Genomic DNA, 19,122 nt, shown 5'->3' with positions numbered 1-19,122 from the left:
CGTTCTATCTGCCCGGAGTTGGTATTCGTCGAAAAGTGTTTTTCATATTCTTAAAATAATTCTAAATTATGACGGTATTCTAATCCGCATTCCATGCAAATAATCGAAGATGCCACGTTCTACGATGCCATAATCGTAGGTTCGGGCGCCGGTGGCGGTATGGCCACCAAAATACTCTCTGAAGCAGGTCTTAAAATCGCCGTGGTTGAAGCCGGCCCATTCTTTGACCCTGCAGATCCCGATCAGCGTACCCAATTGCGCTGGCCTTATGAATCCCAGCGACGCGGTCGCGGAAAAACCCGCCCTTTTGGGGAGTTTGATGCTGCCTACGGCGGTTGGGAAATTGAAGGTGAACCCTATACCCACAAAGACGGCACCGAGTTTGACTGGTTCCGGTCGCATATGCTGGGTGGGCGCACCAATCACTGGGGGCGTATTTCGCTGCGCTTTGGCCCAAAAGATTTTAAACACAAAGATGTTGACGGTCACGGTGAAAACTGGCCCATCTCCTATGATGACATCAAACCCTATTACGACCGGGTAGATAAACTAATCGGAGTTTTTGGCACCAACGAGGGTCTGCCTAACGATCCCGATGGTTTCTTTTTACCACCACCAAAACCGCGTCTTCACGAACTTTTCTATATCAAAGGAGCTCGTAAGACTAATTTGCCGGTTTATCCCTCGCGGATGTCTATGCTTACCAAACGCATCAATAACGAGCGCGGGGTATGTTTTTACTGCGGGCAATGTGGACGGGCATGTTCGGCTTATGCTGACTTTTCCGCAGGAACCTGTTTGGTTTTTCCGGCGCAAAAAAGCAAAGGCCAGGTTGACCTCTTTGTAAATTGTATGGTGCGTGAAGTCACCACCAATGAAGAAGGGAAAGCCACAGGTGTTTCGTACATCAATAAAGAAGACCGCAAAGAATATAAACTTAAGGGACGTGTTGTAATTCTTGGCGCTTCAGCCTGTAGTACCGCACGTATTTTGCTCAACTCCAAGAGCAAACAACACCCTAACGGTCTGGGCAACAGCAGCAATCTGGTAGGTCGTTATCTGCACGATTCGACCGGTGGGGATCGTATGGCTTTTGTGCCCGATTTGATGAACCGTAAAGTTTCGTATAACGAAGACGGTGTGGGGGGAATGCACGTGTACACACCCTGGTGGGGCGATAACTCCAAGCTCGATTTTGCCCGCGGTTACCACATTGAAGTCTGGGGTGGTATGGGAATGCCCAGCTACGGTTTTGGCTTCAATGTAAATGATTTCAATAAATTCTTTGGTACTCAGGCCGGCGGCTATGGGGATATTTTACGCAGTGATGCCAAGAAATATTATGGTGCCATTGTGGGAATGAGCGGCCGTGGTGAGTCTATCGCACGTTATGAGAATTACTGCGAAATCGACCCGAATGTGGTTGATCAATACGGTATTCCCGTGTTGCGTTTTCACTACAAATGGTCTGATCAGGAGCGCAACCAGGCTAAGCATATGCAGGATACTTTTGAGGAAGTACTTACCAATCTGGGCGGAATTCCATTAGGTGACAAACCGGGGAAAGAGCAGGATTACGGCTTGCACAAACCCGGAAGAATCATTCACGAAGTGGGAACGACGCGCATGGGTGACGATCCTAAAACTTCGGTAACCAATAAATTTCAGCAGCTGCACGATGTGGATAATGTGTTTGTGGTAGATGCGGGAGTATTTGTCTCGCAGGCAGATAAAAACTGTACCTGGACCATTTTGGCTTTATCGATGCGCGCTTCCGAATATATTGTTGACCAACTTCAAAAACAAAATCTCTAAGCTATGGATAGAAGAGACAGTATAAAATCTATGGTGCTGGCTTCTCTGGCGGGAGGTCTCGCACTTCAGGGTTGCAAGCCAGATGTTGAAGCGCCGGCACCGGTTGCAACAAAACCGGCAGAAGGCGTTAAATGGCGTACCGCAGCAGAAAATGCAGGCATTGAAGAAATCATGGAAGGTGAATTTCTCAATGAGCACGAGCGCGAGAGCCTCAGTGTAATTTGCGATCTTATTTTGCCTAAAAGCGATGCGTTTGCCGGCGCTTCAGATGCAGAAGTAGTTGAATTTATCGAGTTTACAGCCTTGGATGTTCCGGAAATGCAAAACCCGCTGCGCGGTGGTTTGATGTGGCTCGATCATGAGTCGAACTCCAGATTTGATGCCGAGTTTAAAAAAGCTTCCGCAGACCAGCAAAAAGAAATCCTGGATGATATCGCCTTTTACGACCCCAACAAACCGCAAAGCGAACGTTCGTTTCAGGTGAACTGGTTTTCGCTGGTGCGCAACCTCACGATGACCGGTTTTTACACTTCAGAAATCGGTATAAAAGAAATAGGTTATAAAGGAAATCAGCCCAATGTTTGGGATGGTGTGCCTCAGGATGTACTCGATCAGCATGGCGTTGCTTACGAAGAAGAATGGCTGGCCAAGTGTCTTGACCCCACTAAAGCCGGCGATATTGCCGAATGGGATGAGAACGGGAATTTGATTACCTAATCCGCTCGTTTTAGAAAATTCTGATAAAAAATCAGGCTTCTCCTAAGTAGCCTGATTTTTTTTGCCTGAACCCCAGTCTTTCTTTTGGCGCTGCCAAGCTATTTTGTGTGTATTTAAGTCCAAATACAGCCTTATCTTCTTAAATTTGCAGCTTCAAAATAGCAAGCATGTACAGAACGCATAACAATGGCGCATTACGCGCCAGTCACATAAATGAAACGGTTACCCTTGCAGGTTGGGTACAAAAAACCCGCGATAAGGGATTTATGATTTGGGTAGACCTGCGCGATCGCTACGGGATCACCCAACTTATTTTTGATGAAGAGCGTACTCCCAAAGACGTGATGGAACGTGCTAAAACCCTGGGACGCGAATTTGTGATTCAGGTGACCGGTAAAGTGATTGAGCGCGAATCTAAAAACCCAAAAATGCCTACCGGTGATGTGGAGCTATTGGTAGAAGAACTCAGCATTCTAAACGAGGCCAAAACGCCACCTTTTACTATTGAAGACGCGACAGACGGCGGCGAGGATTTGCGTATGAAATACCGCTACCTCGACATTCGTCGTAATCCGGTAAAGGAGAAGCTCATCTTTAGACACAAAGTGAGCATTGCCGTGCGCAACTACCTTTCTGAAAAAGGCTTTATTGAAGTGGAAACCCCATACCTCATCAAATCTACGCCTGAAGGTGCCCGTGATTTTGTGGTGCCCAGCCGTATGAATGAAGGTCAGTTTTATGCGCTTCCCCAGTCGCCACAAACCTTTAAGCAATTGCTTATGGTGGGTGGAATGGATAAGTATTTTCAAATAGTGAAATGCTTTAGAGACGAAGATTTACGTGCAGACCGTCAGCCGGAGTTTACGCAGATTGACTGCGAAATGGCTTTTGTGGAGCAGGAAGATATTTTGAATGTTTTTGAGGGCTTAACCAAACACCTCCTGAAAGAAGTGGTTGGTTTTGAGATCGAAAACTTTCCGAGAATGACCTATGACGAGGCGATGGCTAAATACGGTAATGACAAGCCGGACATCCGTTTTGGGATGGAATTCTGCCCCCTAACCCCCAAAGGGGGAACCACATTCGGATTTGGCGTTTTTGACGATGCCGAATTGGTAAACGCAATTAACGTTGAAGGTTGTGCGGAGTATTCGCGCAAGCAAATTGACGAGCTCATCAACTGGGTGAAGCGTCCTCAAATTGGCGCCACTGGTTTAATCTGGATAAAATATAATGCAGACGGAAGCTTAAGTTCTTCGGTCAATAAGTTTTTTGACGAAGACTACTTAAAACATTTCGCAGAAGAGGCACAATCAAAACCCGGTGACCTTATTTTGATTATGGCGGGAGAAACCCACAAAACCCGCACGCAGCTTAGTGCCTTGCGTATGGAACTCGCCAACCGCCTGGGTCTGCGTAAGTCAGACGAGTTTGCTCCGCTTTGGGTGGTAGATTTCCCACTTTTAGAATGGGACGAAGAAACCGAACGTTATCACGCAATGCACCACCCATTTACCTCGCCTAAACCCGGCCAGATGGAATTGCTGGACACCAATCCCGGCGATGTAAAGGCAAATGCTTATGACCTTGTTTTAAACGGAAATGAAATAGGCGGTGGCTCTATACGTATTCACGATAAAGAGACACAGTCTAAAATGTTTGACTACCTCGGCTTTACCAAAGAAGAGGCTCAGGCACAGTTTGGCTTCCTGATGGACGCCTTTCAGTACGGCGCCCCGCCACACGGTGGTCTGGCTTTTGGTCTTGACCGTCTTGTGGCTATCTTAGGTGGTCAGGAGACCATACGTGACTTTATCGCCTTCCCTAAAAACAATGCCGGTCGCGATGTGATGATTGATGCTCCGGCTAAGATTGATGACGAGCAGCTTAAGGAGTTGAATTTGAAAGTTACTGTATAACTCACACAACTTTAAATACCCATAAAAAAGGAGGCTCTTTTCAGAGCCTCCTTTTTTATGTCTTATTGGTATGAAAAACAAAAACCCCGAACCTAAGATTCGGGGTTTTATAATAGCTAATTCAAATAAAGCTTATCTGGTCCAACCGGTTCTCCAGCTGGCATAATCAGTACCTGTACCGTCACCATCTCCGGTGATAAAATCACCGATAGTAAACTCAAAGGTGGTATCATTTTTCATTTTTGTAGTTACGTTAGTAAATAATACATCGGTAACCTGTAGTTCATCATCAAGAACTCCCTGACCTGTAGGGCTGTTTCCTTTATCTCCATCAAGGTCAAAACCTTCTTCAAAACCATCGATTAAAACATTGGTAAAGATTCCCTGAGTTCCTGCACGCAAACGTACAGCTTCGGTATCTGGAGTATTACCCTGGCCTATGATAGTTAGGTTTCTTACGTTAGGAGCAGAAAAATAAACAGGATTTGAGTTATTACCTATATCAGTATTATAACCGTCAGCCTCAATACCTTTATCGTGTGCAGCTCCGTGCTGAATATAAATGTTGTTCAATGTACCTGAATAACCTTCTGTCCAGTCAACTGAATCATCTTCAGCATCAATAACAGAAATAAAGCTTACGTTAACGGTACCTCCAAAGAATTCTACACCATCATCTTTACCTTTAAAAGCCTGAATGTGATCTACAACAGTACCATTACCTACACCGTAGAACGAAAATCCGTTGTTTTCAGACTGACCGTCAGCAGCACCTCCAGAATATTCTACACGTACGTATTTAATAACACCTGAGTAGTCTGAAGCGTCTCCACCGCCGTAAGGAAGAGCTCCGATTTCTGAAGTTGAAGTAGCTGAACCACTTGTAGAATTTATAGGTGCTCTACCTAAAAGTATTAATCCTCCCCAGTCACCTGCTGCAGGAGTAGCTGCTGCAGAAGTAAGAATGATAGGACTGTTTGCAGTACCCTGTGCATCAATCTCTGCACCCTGAGAAATAGCGATATACACATTAGCTCCGTTGGTAGCTCTAATTGTTGTACCGGCAGGAATGGTAAGCTTCGTATTACGCGCCATAATCAACGCATCGGTAAGGGTATAATCCTGACCTGCCGTAAGGGTAAGGTCTGAAGTATAGGTTCCCTTTAATTCTGTTCCTACAACCGGGGTTTGTGTACCTCCATTACCGTCAACATTAATAACGATATCAGCTGTATCATCAGCTTCACAAGATGCGAAAAGTATCGCAGCCGCGAGTAAGCTTGAAAATAAATAATTAGTCTTCATTGTATTTAAGTGTTAAGTGTAAATTTTTTGGTTACTTTTTTAGAATGAATATTTTACGGAAAGACCCAGATCAATACCTCTCTTATAATTAGAGATTACGATATCTCCTGTAGGCTCTGCTCTGAAATACTGAATATCCGGGTCTAACAGGTTTTTAGCACTAAGGTTTAATTCCCAGTTATTACCCAACTCATTGCGCAAAACAAAGTCAAGATTATGTACGCCTTTCTCAATAATATTACCCAGCTGACCAGATCCTAAAGCTTCAATACGATCATCAAAGTAAGAGTAGATAAGGTTTGCTACGGGTTTGTAACTACCTAAAGTAGGACTGTAGCTTAAGTCTGCATTTATAAGATAAGGGGAAGCTCCCTGAAGTTCGTCGGTACGATCAAGAGTTGAAACAAACGAACCGTTAGAACTCTTCAGCTTTTGCTCTGTTTTCATTACAGTCGCATTGAGACCAGCGGCTAAAACCGGTTGCTCATCCTCATTGGTAAGTAAATTTTTACGCAGTTCAAATTCAACACCGTAAACTGTTGCCTTATCCCCGGTTCTGAAATAACGCTGTGTTCCTGTCGCGTCGTTTGCAATCACCTTATTCACAGGATCATTTATTTCTTTACCAAAACCTGAAAGCGAAAGCAATTCACCTTTGCCAAAAAACCATTCGTATTTAAGATCCAGGTTGTAGATATTAGAAACCGCAGGATCATTAAGCAAATCTGGGTTACCTCCTACGCGCTGAGTTACATCTTCATATACAAAGGGTGCAACCTCTTTAAATTCTGGGAAAGAGACTGTTTTTGAGGCTGAAAAACGCAGGTTTGAGTCATCATTTACCGCATACTTAACATTCAAACTGGGCAGGTAAAAGTTTTTATATGCTGCAGACTCACCAATACCGTTGCTTCCGAGGTTGATCACATCATAAGCGATAGACTGTCTGAACGATTCTACGCGGAAACCGGGCACAAACAACCACTTTCCGGTAGTAATTTCAGCATTTACATATCCCGCATGGATATCTAGCTTTCCATTATAGGTGTTTTCATAATTACCAGGGAAATTGCGGTTATCGATACCATACTCAGGAGCCAGTGGTCTAAAAACAAAGGTATCGTAGATAGTTCCCAAATTTTCAAGATTGAAAACACCATCCAGATTATTGATATCTGATACTTCGGTACGAGGTTCAAGTAGATCGTAACCATAACGAATATTTTTAAAATCACGAGTCTTGGTTCTTCCATTGTAACCGAAATTCAATTTTATAGCTTCTGAAGCTTTGTATTCCAGATTCAAACGGCTGTTAATTTCCTCGTCTTGGATATCCTGAAAATAACGCTGATTATCGAAGTTGGTATTGTTGAAAAATGAAGGATTGGTATTAGGATCGTTATCCAGTGCCAATTGATAGTTTTCTAAGGTAAAACGCTTACGGTCAGGCTGTCTTGCAAAAACACGATTATAACCTACACCCCAGCTCAATTCGAGCTTGTCATTAAATTGATGATCCCCTGAGAGCTGGTTTACGAAAATCATATCCTGAGTGAATAAAATATTTCGAACAAAGAAGCCCTCATCTGTACTAATAATACCATCACGGTTTGTTCCGTTTCCGTCAACACCATAATCTCCTACTTCATCTGAAGAACTGTTCAGGAATAAGGAGTTATATGAAATACGGTGCTTGCTGTTGATGCGATAAATGAGATTTGCCATCGCGGTGGTGGTGGTTGAATATTCAAATTCCTCAACATCATCAAAGCGTTGCTTGTACTCACTGGTAAAGTCTGCCTTAGAACCTCTTCGGTATTCAAAATCATTTGCAAATGAAGCAGTCGCAAAAACACTTAAACGGGTCTCATTACCAAAGTCAAAAGAGGTACCACCGCTTATGCTTCCGTTTAGATTAATAGGCTGGCCGCCATCTACGGGATCGACCGGTTGAGAAAGAACAACTGCGAAGGGGTTATTATCATAACGATTATAAAAACCGAAGTAACCTGTACCTTCACTACGCACAAAGTCTTTTCCTGCTGCACGCGTGTTGATTCCACTACCCAATGAAATGTCTAAAAAGCCTTTTCCTTTATAATCCTTAGCGATTACATCTACGTTTGAAGCAGCAAAGTCTCCGTAGAACTTTGTTGAATAGGCCTTACTTACGGCTACATTCTGAATAATATCAGATGGAAAAAGATCAAGATCAATGTTTTTACGCTCAATATCATTTGAAGGAAGCGAAAGCCCATTGTAAGTGGTGTTCAAATAACGATCTCCCAGACCACGCACATATACATTACCCGATCCGCCCGATTGTTTTGAAACCCCGGAAATTTTTGCAATCGCAGCCGCAGCATCACTAACCCCTTTACGGGCAAGTTCATCTGCACCAATAGTTTGCTGAATCGCCGTGGCATTCTTTTGTTCTAAAAGTAAGGCTACCTCAGATTCACGTGATACAGTGGTTGTAATTACAACCTCATCAAGTGCCGCAGCTGTTGCGCCTAAACCAGTATTGATTGTGGTCACCTTTCCGGCTTCAACAACCACATTAGGAATTTCTACAGTCTCATAACCTACGAAACTAAATACTACAGTATAAGTACCTGCATCAACATTAGCTATCTCATATAAACCATCAAAATCTGTGGTGGTTCCTTTGGTTGTACCTTTTAATTGAACAGTTGCAAAAGGCAAAGGTTCGTTATTCATTTCTTTATCGCTCAATACGCCTACTACACTCCCTGTACCCTGAGCGAATGCTGCAGAAGTAAATATAAGTACTAGTAAAACCAGATAAATTTGTTTCATTTTATGCTTTTATTTGTCGCTGCAAAGATGTCCCTAATGTTTCGCCGGGGGGTTAATGCAGTGTTATCAATTCGTAAGCTGGGGGTTACTTCATGGTTACCTAAATGTTAAGAGATTTTCAGCCAGCTGAAAATCAGCCACTTTAAAAGGACTTAAAAATACTCTTGCCTTCCTAACAGGGTCAACTGCACTATTTCATTTTAAAGTTTTAAGCCAATAGCAGTTTTATGGCGTTTTCAGTCAGTATCGGTCAAAAAATGTAACTTGCCGTAAAACTTGAGATTATGATGAACTGGGAGCAGCTCCTCTCTTTAAAGAAGTTTGGCGACACTTCAAAACGACTGCGCAGCGAGCAGGATGATATACGCCTGGGCTTTGAAGTTGACTACGATCGTATCATTTTTTCTTCGGCCTTCAGGAGTCTGCAGGACAAAACTCAGGTGATTCCGCTTTCAAAAACAGATTTTGTACATACCCGCTTGACGCATAGTCTGGAGGTTTCAGTTGTAGGAAGGTCTTTAGGAAGAATGGTAGGAAGGCGCATTTTAGAGAAACACCCACATCTGGAACAAATACACGGGTATAAGTTTAATGACTTTGGGGCAATTGTAGCCGCGGCCGCTCTGGCCCATGATATAGGCAACCCTCCTTTTGGACATAGCGGCGAAAAAGCCATTGGCGATTTCTTTAAAAACGGCTACGGCAAGCGCTATAAAGACAGCCTTACGGCGAAAGAATATCAGGACCTCATCAAGTTTGAGGGCAATGCCAACGGCTTTAAGATTTTAAGCCAAAGCAAACCCGGCGCAGGAGGCGGACTAAGACTATCCTACGCGACACTTGGAGCGTTTATGAAATACCCGAAAGAATCCCTGCCTCACAAACCCACCAGCGACATCAGCGATAAGAAATATGGCTTCTTTCAATCTGAAAAAATCTTTTTTGAAGAAGTCGCCGCCGATTTAGGCCTGCTGCAACGAAGCTCAGGACAGGATTTAAGCTGGTACCGTCATCCCCTTGCTTTTCTCGTGGAAGCGGCAGATGATATTTGCTATACAATAATAGACTTTGAAGACGGCATCAATCTGGGTCTGATTCCCGAAGAATATGCACTCGAATATATGGTAAAGCTTGTGGGTAAAACCATTGACCGAAGCAAGTATAATGCCCTTTCTCAAACATCAGACCGCGTAAGTTATCTGCGGGCATTAGCTATTAATACCTTAATTAACGAAGCGGTGGAAACCTTTATGGAGCACGAGGATGAGATCCTAAACGGTACTTTTCATCATTCACTTTTAGACAAAAGTGCTTATCAGGCACAAATCACCGATATTATCAACCTCAGTATAGAGCGTATTTACAACAGTCGGGAAGTTATTGAAAAGGAGATTGCAGGATACGAAATCCTATCAACCCTTCTCGAGGCAGGCTGTAAGGCCCTTGATGACAATGAAAATCATTTTAATCGCCTCATTCAAAAACTACTGATTAACGAATTTAATCCAGAAAACACGCTGTATCAAAATCTCATCCAGATTTGCCTGCACGTCTCTACAATGACCGACGGTAAAGCCCTGCGCAACTACAAAAAAATCAAAGGTTTAGATGTTAAATAATCTAAATTCTTTCTTAAAATGACTTTTGAAATAAGATATTTACAATCTTGATTTGCTTAGCTATGAAAAAAAATTACCTGTATCTAATTCTTGGCTTCTGTTTTCTATGCGCCCCTTTTGTTCTGAGTGCGCAAACCGATTATAAATCAATAATTGATAGTTATTTAAATTCTCAAAAGACCAAGCTATCTTCTGAAAATATTAATTGGGAAGTTATTTCTATTTCCAAAGATTCTAACAGGGTTCACGTTTATGGTTCTCAGGTGTATAACGGAATCCCCATTTTTGGACATACAGGTGTTTACCTCCTTAAAAACAATCAGGTTGCAACCTATAATCAAAAATACCTGGATCTCGGAAAATTTTCAAAGAAAGTAGATTCTCAAATTACACCTTCCGAAGCTGTTTCGATTTTGATAAAAAAATTAAAGGTTCCTTTACAATTTTCAGCAGAACTTAAGGAAAGAAAAAGCACTCAGGAATACATTTTCACTAATAAGCAGTTACAGGAAGATATTTTTGTTAAACGCTATTATTTTACTGAATCGCAAAGTTTGGAGCCTGCCTGGAAGGTTGAAATTCTGGCACCAGATGGACATCATTGGTGGAGTGCTTTGATTAGCTCTATTGATGGAAGAATTCTATTTCTTAATGACTGGGTTGTCAGCTGTAAATTGGATCATTTTATTTCCGAAAATAGAATCAAAAACACTCGTAAAATTCCAAGCGAAACAAAATCAGTTTTAGCAGGAGAACAGTATCGGGTTTTCCCGTTACCCCTTACAGATCCTAACGATGGACCAAGTCAATTATTGACAAATCCACAAAATTTGATTGCGTCGCCATTTGGATGGCACGATACAAATGGAGCAGAAGGTGCAGAATATACTATAACACGAGGGAATAATGTTTGGGCTTATGAAGACACTGATGGGTCTGGTGGAACTGAGGGATCCTCTCCAAATGGTGGCTCCTCTTTGGTTTTTGATTTTCCTTTTGACTTAAATCAAAATCCAAATGGATATTTAAGAGGTGCAACGACAAATTTATTTTATGTAAATAATGTTTTTCACGATATCCTTTATTTAAATGGATTTGACGAAGCTGCCGGAAATTTTCAGGCAACTAATTACTCAGGAACAGGTAGGGGGTTTGATTTCGTAGATGCCATTTCTCAAGATGGTAGTGCTTTAAATAATGCGACTTTTGCTACACCTCCCGATGGCTCAAGACCTAGAATGAGAATGTTCATCTGGAGTGCTCCCGGAGATCCAGGAGAGGTCTTGGAAATAGAGTCTCCCAATTCTTTACAAGGTAATTATGTAGGTGTGCCAGCGGCAATTGGTAATACACTTTCAACGACAGAGTTAAGAGGAAATTTAGTCTTAGTTACTGACAACAATTCCTCTTTTAATTCTAATGATGCTAATGATGGATGCGATACTTTTTTAAACACAGGAGCTATTTCTGGAAACATCGCTGTAATGCGTCGTGGAAACTGTGATTTTGACGTTAAAATCAAAAAAGCGCAAAACGCTGGAGCCAAAGCTGTAATAATAGTTAACGATTCAGGGGACCTAGTAACCATGAATGGTGATGACACTACTATATTCATACCATCCGTAATGATCCCCGAAGAAGATGGTGAGCGGATCATTTCTGCATTACAAAGCGGCACAACAGTTTCCGGATATTTACAGAACAGAGGGCCTTTTCAAAAGGATGGATCCTTAGATAACACCATCATTCTTCATGAATATGCACACGGATTATCTAACAGACTTACAGGAGGTCCTGATAATGCAGATTGTTTAACAGCTTGTTTAGAAAGAGACAGCAATGGAAACTGTATTTCTTCAACTTACACCGAGCAGATGGGAGAAGGTTGGTCAGATTATTTTGCACTGCTTCTGACAATGAAAACAGATGATACTGCTGACGACAGTAGACTTATTGCCTCTTATGTACTCAACGATGATAATTCTGATGCAGGAATTGGTTTGAGGCCTTATCCATACTCTAGAGATATGACCGTAAATCCGCTTACATATGATGACACCAATAATGCATCGCTTTTGCCCGGACCACATGGCGTGGGAACTGTATGGACAGCTATGCTTTGGGATCTGACTTGGGATCTAATTGATTTTTATGGTTTTGATACTGATTTTTATACCGGTGACGGCGGAAATAATATTGCTATGAAGTTAATCATAGAGGCTATGAAAATTCAGCCCTGTCAACCCGGCTTTGTCGATGGCCGTGATGCTATTCTAGCGGCAGACGAAGTGCTTTATGGCGGAAAACATGCCTGTTTAATCTGGAAAGCCTTTGCTCGCAGAGGTCTCGGAGTCAATGCACGGCAAGGGAGTTCGGAGTCCAGATTAGATCAGATAGAAAATTTTGACGTCCCCGCAGAATTTCAGGGAAATTGTGTTTTAGGTGTTGAAGATGTAGATGATGCAAACAAAGCCTTCTTCCTGTTTCCAAATCCGTCCAGAAATCAGGTTAATGTGTTTATCAATGGCAACTTCGGGGAAGGAAACATCACTATTTTTGATCTTAACGGCCGTAAAGTGCTAACACAAAAACAAATACTTTCTGACCAGATAGAAATCAATACCTCGTCGTTGTCGCAGGGCGTTTATATCCTGCAGGTTAAGAATGATACGGTTTCTGCCAGCAGGAAACTCATCATCAACTAGCTTATTCCGCTAATAACTCGTGGATTTTGGATTTCAGCTGAGCCTCTGTTAACCCAATAGATTGATACAGTTCTTCTGTACTTCCCTGTTCGATAAATTCGTCAGGGATACCAAGGCTGGTTATGCTACCTTTATAATTTGAAGACACCGCTGCTTCGGCTACAGCACCGGCTAGGCCGCCTAGAAGAACTCCGTCTTCTAGGGTAAGGATTTTGTCATAAGTGCTGAAAACATACTCAAGCGTTTCGGTATCCAAAGGCTTTATAAAACCGAAATAATACACTGCAATGTTTCCGCTGAAGGATTCTGCCAGTTTTAAAGCCTTCTCCGTGAAATGGCCGGTCACAATCAAGGCTAGCTGATCGCCTTCGGTGAGCTTTTCGGCTTTGCCTAATTCTACCTTCTGAAAAGGTTTTTTCCAGTCTATAACCGTACCTCTTCCACGAGGATAACGTATGGCAATTGGCAAATCGAGACCTGCCTGAGCCGTAAACATAATGTTGCGCAGGCTTTCTTCATTTCGCGGAGCGTAAATTATAAGGTTTGGAATACATCTTAAATAGGCCAAATCGAAAACCCCATGATGGGTTGCCCCGTCTTCTCCTACCAGTCCGGCGCGGTCAATACAAAACACCACCGGTAGTTTTTGCAAGGCTACATCGTGAATCAACTGGTCATACGCCCGCTGCAGGAAAGTCGAATACACAGCACAAAAGGCTACACCTCCCGAAGCGGCGATTCCCGCTGCCAAAGTCACGGCGTGCTGCTCAGCGATTCCCACATCAAAAGCTCTTTCGGGGAAAGCCTGCATCATATATTTCATCGAACTCCCGGTAGGCATCGCCGGTGTAATCCCGACAATTTTTGGATTCTTTTTAGCCAGCTCAACCAGTGTTAAACCAAAAACATCCTGATATTTGGGAGGTTGGGGCGTTTCTTTAGCCGGACTCAACTCGCCGGTCAGGGCATCAAATTTTCCGGGAGCGTGGTACTTAACCTGATCCCTTTCTGCCTGCTTCAAACCTTTTCCCTTTGTGGTAATCACGTGAAGAAATTTTGGCCCTTCGATCTTTTTTAGGGTTTTAAAAATCTCCAGCAATTTATCGATATCGTGCCCGTCAACCGGCCCAAAATACTTAAAGTTTAACGCCTCAAAAATGTTTACACTGCGCTGACTTCCGGTTTTAACCTGAGTCAGGTAATTTTTTAAAGCGCCCACACTGGGGTCAATTCCTATCGCATTATCATTTAGAATCACAAGAATATTGGCCTTGCTGTCTCCCGCGTGGTTGAGGGCTTCAAAAGCCATTCCGCTGGCGATAGAAGCGTCTCCTATCACTGCAATATGCTCTCTTTTTGTATCGCCCTGCAATCTCGAGGCAATCGCCATCCCCAATGCCGCAGAAATTGAAGTGCTGCTGTGACCGGTACCAAAAGCGTCGTATTCACTTTCGGCCATTTTCGGAAATCCGCTAATGCCTTTAAACTGTCTGTTGGTATCAAAAACGCTGCGCCTTCCGGTTATAATTTTATGCCCGTATGCCTGGTGGCCCACATCCCAAATGAGTTTATCATAGGGTGTATTAAACGCATAATGCAAAGCCAGAGTGAGTTCTACCACACCCAGACTGGCGCCCAGATGACCTTCTTTGGCCGCTACCGCTTCAATGATAAACCGGCGCATTTCGGCAGCAAGAGCTTCGAGCTTATCAACAGGAAGTTCACGTAAATCGGAAGGGAAATCTATGGTTTCTAGCAAGGGATACTTCATAAGACAAAGTTAGCCGAAATATTTAGTCGGTACGTCTTAAAATGAATCCTCAAAACTTTATATCTTGTCCGTATTAACCGCCGCATTTCAATAATCCGACAAAAAATTTAAATGGCTTTATTAGACCCTTTTGACGATACCTATTTTATGAAACGCGCTTTGCAGGAAGCCGAGGCTGCTTTTGATCAGGGCGAAATACCTGTAGGAGCGGTGATTGTCACCAACAACACCATCATTGCCCGTGCGCACAACCTTACCGAGCGCCTCAATGATGTCACCGCACATGCCGAAATGCAGGCCATTACCGCCGCAGCTAATTATCTTGGCGGAAAATACCTGCGCGACTGCACGCTGTATGTAACCCTTGAGCCCTGCCAGATGTGTGCCGGCGCCCTTTACTGGAGCCAGCTGGCCCGCGTGGTCTATGCCGCACCAGATCCCAATCGCGGATTTTTAAAAATGGGCACTCAGTTGCATCCTAAAACCGTCTATACCGGCGGTGTGCTCGAAGCTGAGGCCGAAACGCTTTTAAAACGCTTTTTTATTGAACGCCGTAATCTGAATTAAGACCAGAATTGATGAAAAACACCATTGCAGAACGCGTAGCCGATTTTTTAAAAGACTACCCGCCATTCCAGTTTCTGAGTTCCTCGAGTTTGCTTAAAATTTCGGGTGAAGTACAGGTCTTGTATTATGAAAAGGACAAAGCCATATTTAAAGAGGGTGAAAAAAACACAGGCATTTTTTATGTAGTTAAAGACGGTGCTGTAAGACTATCGCGTACCGAAGAAAATGAACCCAAAATCGTAGATATTTGTGATGAGGGAGACCTTTTTGGCCTTCGGCCTTTGATAACCAAAGAAGATTACGAACTATCTGCTTCTGCCAATGAAGAGACTATCTTATACGGCATTCCCATAGACCTCTTTTTGCCCATTGCCCTGGAGCACAAAGAAGTGAGTAACTTCCTCATTGCCTCTTTTGCTTCCAATGTTCAGGATCCCTACTCGCTTGAAGAAAGCGGAAAATTATTTACCGAATATTCTGTAGAGCGCAACAGCGAAATTTTCGATCTGCAAAAAGCTAAATATTCTAAAAACATACTCACCTGCACGCCCGAAACGCTGATCAAAGTGGCTGCAAGCAAAATGAGCCACCGCAACGTGGGCTCTATCATCGTCACGGAAGACAATAAGCCAAGAGGCATCATAACCAACAAGGATTTGCGGGATAAGATTGCGACGGGCGCATTTGATATTACCGATCCGGTAACCCAAATTATGACCCGGCCGGTGCGCTGTTTTCATAAAGACCCCACCGTGGCACAGGCGCAGCTAATCATGCTCAAAAACGACATCAGTCACCTGTGTATCACCGAAGACGGCACGCCAGACTCTAATTTGCTGGGGCTTATCACCGAGCACGATATCGTGGTTTCCTTTGCTAACAATCCGGTGGTGCTTATGAAAGAGGTAAAACTGGCTAAGCGCACCAAAAGATTGCGTAATGTAAGACTTAAAGTCTCTCAACTGCTCAAAAAGTATCTGGCTCAAAACCTGCCTCTGTCTCAGATTCTAAATATTCTGAATGAAGTAAATTACGCAATCACCGTTAGGGTCATTGAGCTTTCACTTCAAAAAATGGAGGTATCCCCACCCTGCAAATTCGCATGGCTGGCATTGGGTAGTCAGGGCCGTAAAGAGCAACTCTTACTTACCGATCAGGACCACGCCATTGTATTTGAAAATGTAGCTCCTGAAGATTATGAGGCAACCCAGACTTACTTCATTAAACTGGCTCGTCACATCACCCGTTCCCTGCATAAAATAGGTTATGATTACTGCCCCGCAGATATGATGGCCAGTAACCCGCGCTGGTGCCAGTCACTGCAGGAGTGGAAAAATCAATACGACATCTGGATCAAAGACCCTACGCCTGAAAGTCAGTTGCTCTCTGCAATTTTCTTTGATTACAGCTACGTCTATGGTGATACCGAACTCGTGACCCGCCTTTCTGATAATATTTTAGACACCCTTGACCAGAACAACATGTTTTACCGCGTGATGGCCAAAGACGCCATACGCAGCCCTTCGCCTCTTGGGTTTTTCAGGCAGTTTCTGGTTGAAGAAGACGGCGAGCATAAAGATTTTTTTGACATAAAGTCCCGTGCCTTAATGCCGCTTATTGATGCTGCCCGCGTATTGAGCCTGCATCATAAATTACGCAACATTAACAACACTGCTGCCCGTTTTGAACGCCTTGCTGAAATTGAAACCAATAATAAGGAGATTTACGAAAGCTGCTCGTATGCGTTTAAAGCCCTGCTGAAATTTAGAACCCGACAGGGTATTCTGCACGGTGACTCCGGGCGTTTTATAGAACTGGCGACCTTAAGCAAAGCCGAAAAACTAAAACTGAAACGCTGCTTTAAACCCATTCAGGATATACAGGAAATATTGACGGTTCGCTACCAACTCAAATAAATCGGGTTGGCGTGAATTAAGAAGGCCTTATCCTACTGATTTTAATCGCTATGAGAATTCCATTTTTTCAGAAAACACCAGATCCGCCCGCCTTTTACAAGGAGTATGCTGTGCTCTTTACGGGCCTCGAAGATCCTGCCCCCGAAGATGCACGCTTTGTGGTTTTTGATACCGAAACAACAGGACTCAATAAACAAACAGACCGTATCCTCAGTGTAGGAGCCGTTGAATTGAGGGGTAACCGCATAAACCTGTCAAACAGTCTTGAGCTCTATGTCGAACAGGAAGTTTTCAGTAAAGACGCCGTGGCCATACACGGGATTTTAAAAGAGAACAGTAAATACCAAAAAATCAGCGAAGAAGAAGCCGTAAAGCAATTTCTTAATTACATCGGGAATTCCGTGTTGGTAGGGCATCACATAGGTTTTGATGTAGGTATTATAAATTACGCACTTAAAAGACTGGGAGCTCCTAAACTTAAAAACAAAACCATAGATACCGGAGTTTTGTATAAACGCACGGTACATCTTGTAAATATCACAAACCCTGATAAGGTTTACAGCCTTGACGAATTGTGTGAAGAACTCAATATTGCCCGTACAGACCGGCATAAGGCCATTGGAGATGCGTACATTACAGCTTTGGCTTTCCTGAAGATTTTGTCCAGACTTAAAAAACCCAAACGACTAAAAGACCTTACCCGTTAATTTAGGTTTTGAGACTTCCGCAATTTATTTACGAGATTATCGTGGTCCCCAAGGGTTTCAAAATTAAGAGCTTTAGATTGGCTTAAAAGTTTTTTTATTTTTTCCAGATAAGGGATTTTCGCATCGGTAATTAGCGCCTGCATGTGAAACTGAAAAGCAGAGTATAACAACAGATGCAATCTGGATTTATGCGGTGTGGCCTGATACTGCCTCATAAATTTTTTACAACAGGACAACAGCAATAAGGGATAATCTACAAGCGTATTTACCACGGTACCAAAATAATCCAAAACATCCCGCCCGTGATTTTCTTCAGACACGATAACGATATCGCCTTTTATCTCAGTTTCCTGAAAAAGCCATAGATTTTTAGTAATAAAAGCTGAGCAATCCTGCTGATGACTGTAATATACATCAAGGCCCAGACCCGTACTTATTACAAAAACATCAGAACCCAGTGCATTGATAAGAAATCTCGAAAAGTCCTTTTCCTGATCGGGGTTTAATACCGATTTTGATCCTAAGCCGGGTTTTCTAAATCGAATGCTATGCAATTGATCTAAAGGATCAGCCTGCATCTTCCAGTATTTTTTCGATCTGATTGAGGCCTTGCATACGGGCATGGTCAACCGCCTTAAGCCCTCTCCCGTCCTGAAGGTTTACATCTGCATTGTAAGAAAGCAACAGTTCAACCAACTCTTTTTGATTAAAAGTAGCAGCATAAATCAAAGCCGTCGCCCCGTTAAAATTCTGAACGTTTACATCAGCACCCTTCTCTACCAGAAGTTGGGCTACTTCGGTATAGCCTTTAAAGCAAACGCCCATTAAAGCAGTGTTACCGCTTGCATCTTTAGCGTTAATTTTAGCCCCGCGTGCAATAAGTTGCTCACAAACATCGCGATGGCCGTAGTAACTGGCCAGCAATAAAGGGCTTGACCCACGTTGATCTACTGCATCTACAAGCTGTGGCTGCGCTTCTAAAATTTGGTTGATTTGTGTGCCATCGCCGGTGCGTATGGCATTAAAAAGCGTTTCAGAATTCATATTATTAGGGTTAGATGTATTTCAAGTTTTGATTTAACAATGAGATTGACAACATCGCTTAAACTCAATACTTATAGGGCAAGATACCCTTAAGTTTGTGATATAAACGCGTATCAACATTGCATATTTGAATTTAACAATAAGTCAAACCTATATCCCAGTACCTAACACATAAATAAAGCTAATTTCAAAAAAACTATAATAGCAAAATGTTAAA

Annotated in this window: 13 protein-coding genes; 8 read left to right on the top strand and 5 right to left on the bottom strand. The window is 43.0% G+C overall.

Going from position 1 to position 19,122, the window contains the following annotated elements; translation table 11 throughout:
- Window positions 1-93: 93 nt before the first annotated feature.
- The 3 genes from ACSSS3_RS09235 (at window position 94) to aspS (ending at window position 4,451) form a co-directional block, all read left to right on the top strand.
- Window positions 94-1,815: a GMC family oxidoreductase gene (locus ACSSS3_RS09235; protein ID WP_442847324.1), complete on the top strand. Its 1,722-nt coding sequence runs from the start codon at window positions 94-96 to the stop codon at window positions 1,813-1,815.
- 3 nt (window positions 1,816-1,818) lie between these two features.
- Window positions 1,819-2,532, top strand: coding sequence for a gluconate 2-dehydrogenase subunit 3 family protein (locus tag ACSSS3_RS09230; RefSeq protein ID WP_442847323.1), 714 nt, complete (start codon window positions 1,819-1,821; stop codon window positions 2,530-2,532).
- A 167-nt stretch (window positions 2,533-2,699) separates the two neighbouring features.
- On the top strand, window positions 2,700-4,451 hold the full coding sequence (gene aspS, locus ACSSS3_RS09225) for an aspartate--tRNA ligase (RefSeq protein ID WP_228228671.1): 1,752 nt from the start codon (window positions 2,700-2,702) through the stop codon (window positions 4,449-4,451).
- A 132-nt stretch (window positions 4,452-4,583) separates the two neighbouring features.
- Here aspS and ACSSS3_RS09220 read toward each other — a convergent pair whose 3' ends face one another.
- Together ACSSS3_RS09220 and ACSSS3_RS09215 are read right to left on the bottom strand one after the other, a co-directional pair.
- Window positions 4,584-5,756, bottom strand: a complete 1,173-nt coding sequence (locus ACSSS3_RS09220) for a multidrug transporter (protein ID WP_228228670.1) — start codon at window positions 5,754-5,756, stop codon at window positions 4,584-4,586.
- A gap of 39 nt (window positions 5,757-5,795) precedes the next feature.
- Entirely contained in the window at window positions 5,796-8,576 is a 2,781-nt protein-coding gene (locus tag ACSSS3_RS09215; protein ID WP_442847322.1) for a TonB-dependent receptor domain-containing protein, read from the bottom strand.
- 287 nt (window positions 8,577-8,863) lie between these two features.
- On the opposite strand from ACSSS3_RS09215, the gene ACSSS3_RS09210 reads away from it, so the two are divergent.
- A complete protein-coding gene (locus ACSSS3_RS09210) occupies window positions 8,864-10,195 on the top strand; it encodes a deoxyguanosinetriphosphate triphosphohydrolase (protein ID WP_442847420.1) in 1,332 nt (443 codons plus the stop codon).
- A 62-nt stretch (window positions 10,196-10,257) separates the two neighbouring features.
- Complete coding sequence (locus ACSSS3_RS09205; protein ID WP_442847321.1) at window positions 10,258-12,900, top strand: T9SS-dependent M36 family metallopeptidase; 2,643 nt, start codon at window positions 10,258-10,260, stop codon at window positions 12,898-12,900.
- Between the two features lies 1 nt (window position 12,901).
- Here the strand turns inward: ACSSS3_RS09205 and ACSSS3_RS09200 are convergent, their stop codons facing one another.
- Window positions 12,902-14,671, bottom strand: a complete 1,770-nt coding sequence (locus ACSSS3_RS09200) for a 1-deoxy-D-xylulose-5-phosphate synthase (protein ID WP_442847320.1) — start codon at window positions 14,669-14,671, stop codon at window positions 12,902-12,904.
- A gap of 111 nt (window positions 14,672-14,782) precedes the next feature.
- Here ACSSS3_RS09200 and ACSSS3_RS09195 point away from each other — a divergent pair, with 111 nt between their 5' ends.
- The 3 genes from ACSSS3_RS09195 to ACSSS3_RS09185 are packed head-to-tail and all read left to right on the top strand — an operon-like array spanning window position 14,783 to window position 17,861.
- Entirely contained in the window at window positions 14,783-15,238 is a 456-nt protein-coding gene (locus tag ACSSS3_RS09195) for a nucleoside deaminase (RefSeq protein WP_442847319.1), read from the top strand.
- Window positions 15,239-15,249: 11 nt separating this feature from the next.
- The gene (locus tag ACSSS3_RS09190) at window positions 15,250-17,154 is read left to right on the top strand and encodes a DUF294 nucleotidyltransferase-like domain-containing protein (protein WP_442847318.1); all 1,905 of its coding nucleotides are present in this window, start codon (window positions 15,250-15,252) and stop codon (window positions 17,152-17,154) included.
- A 50-nt stretch (window positions 17,155-17,204) separates the two neighbouring features.
- Window positions 17,205-17,861, top strand: a complete 657-nt coding sequence (locus ACSSS3_RS09185; RefSeq protein ID WP_442847317.1) for a 3'-5' exonuclease — start codon at window positions 17,205-17,207, stop codon at window positions 17,859-17,861.
- On the opposite strand, the gene ACSSS3_RS09180 is transcribed toward ACSSS3_RS09185, so the two are convergent.
- Window positions 17,858-18,439, bottom strand: coding sequence for a hypothetical protein (locus ACSSS3_RS09180; RefSeq protein ID WP_442847316.1), 582 nt, complete (start codon window positions 18,437-18,439; stop codon window positions 17,858-17,860). The two genes, ACSSS3_RS09185 and ACSSS3_RS09180, sit on opposite strands and share 4 nt — an antisense overlap.
- Window positions 18,429-18,905 carry an ankyrin repeat domain-containing protein gene (locus tag ACSSS3_RS09175; protein WP_442847315.1) on the bottom strand — a complete coding sequence of 159 codons (477 nt, stop codon included), beginning with the start codon at window positions 18,903-18,905 and terminating at the stop codon, window positions 18,429-18,431. Before ACSSS3_RS09175 ends, ACSSS3_RS09180 begins: the two co-directional genes overlap by 11 nt.
- Window positions 18,906-19,122: the final 217 nt, after the last annotated feature.

Source organism: Leeuwenhoekiella sp. H156, from assembly GCF_052218455.1.
Taxonomy (GTDB): Bacteria; Bacteroidota; Bacteroidia; order Flavobacteriales; family Flavobacteriaceae; genus Leeuwenhoekiella; species Leeuwenhoekiella parthenopeia.
This window is presented reverse-complemented; position numbering and strand designations above follow the sequence as displayed.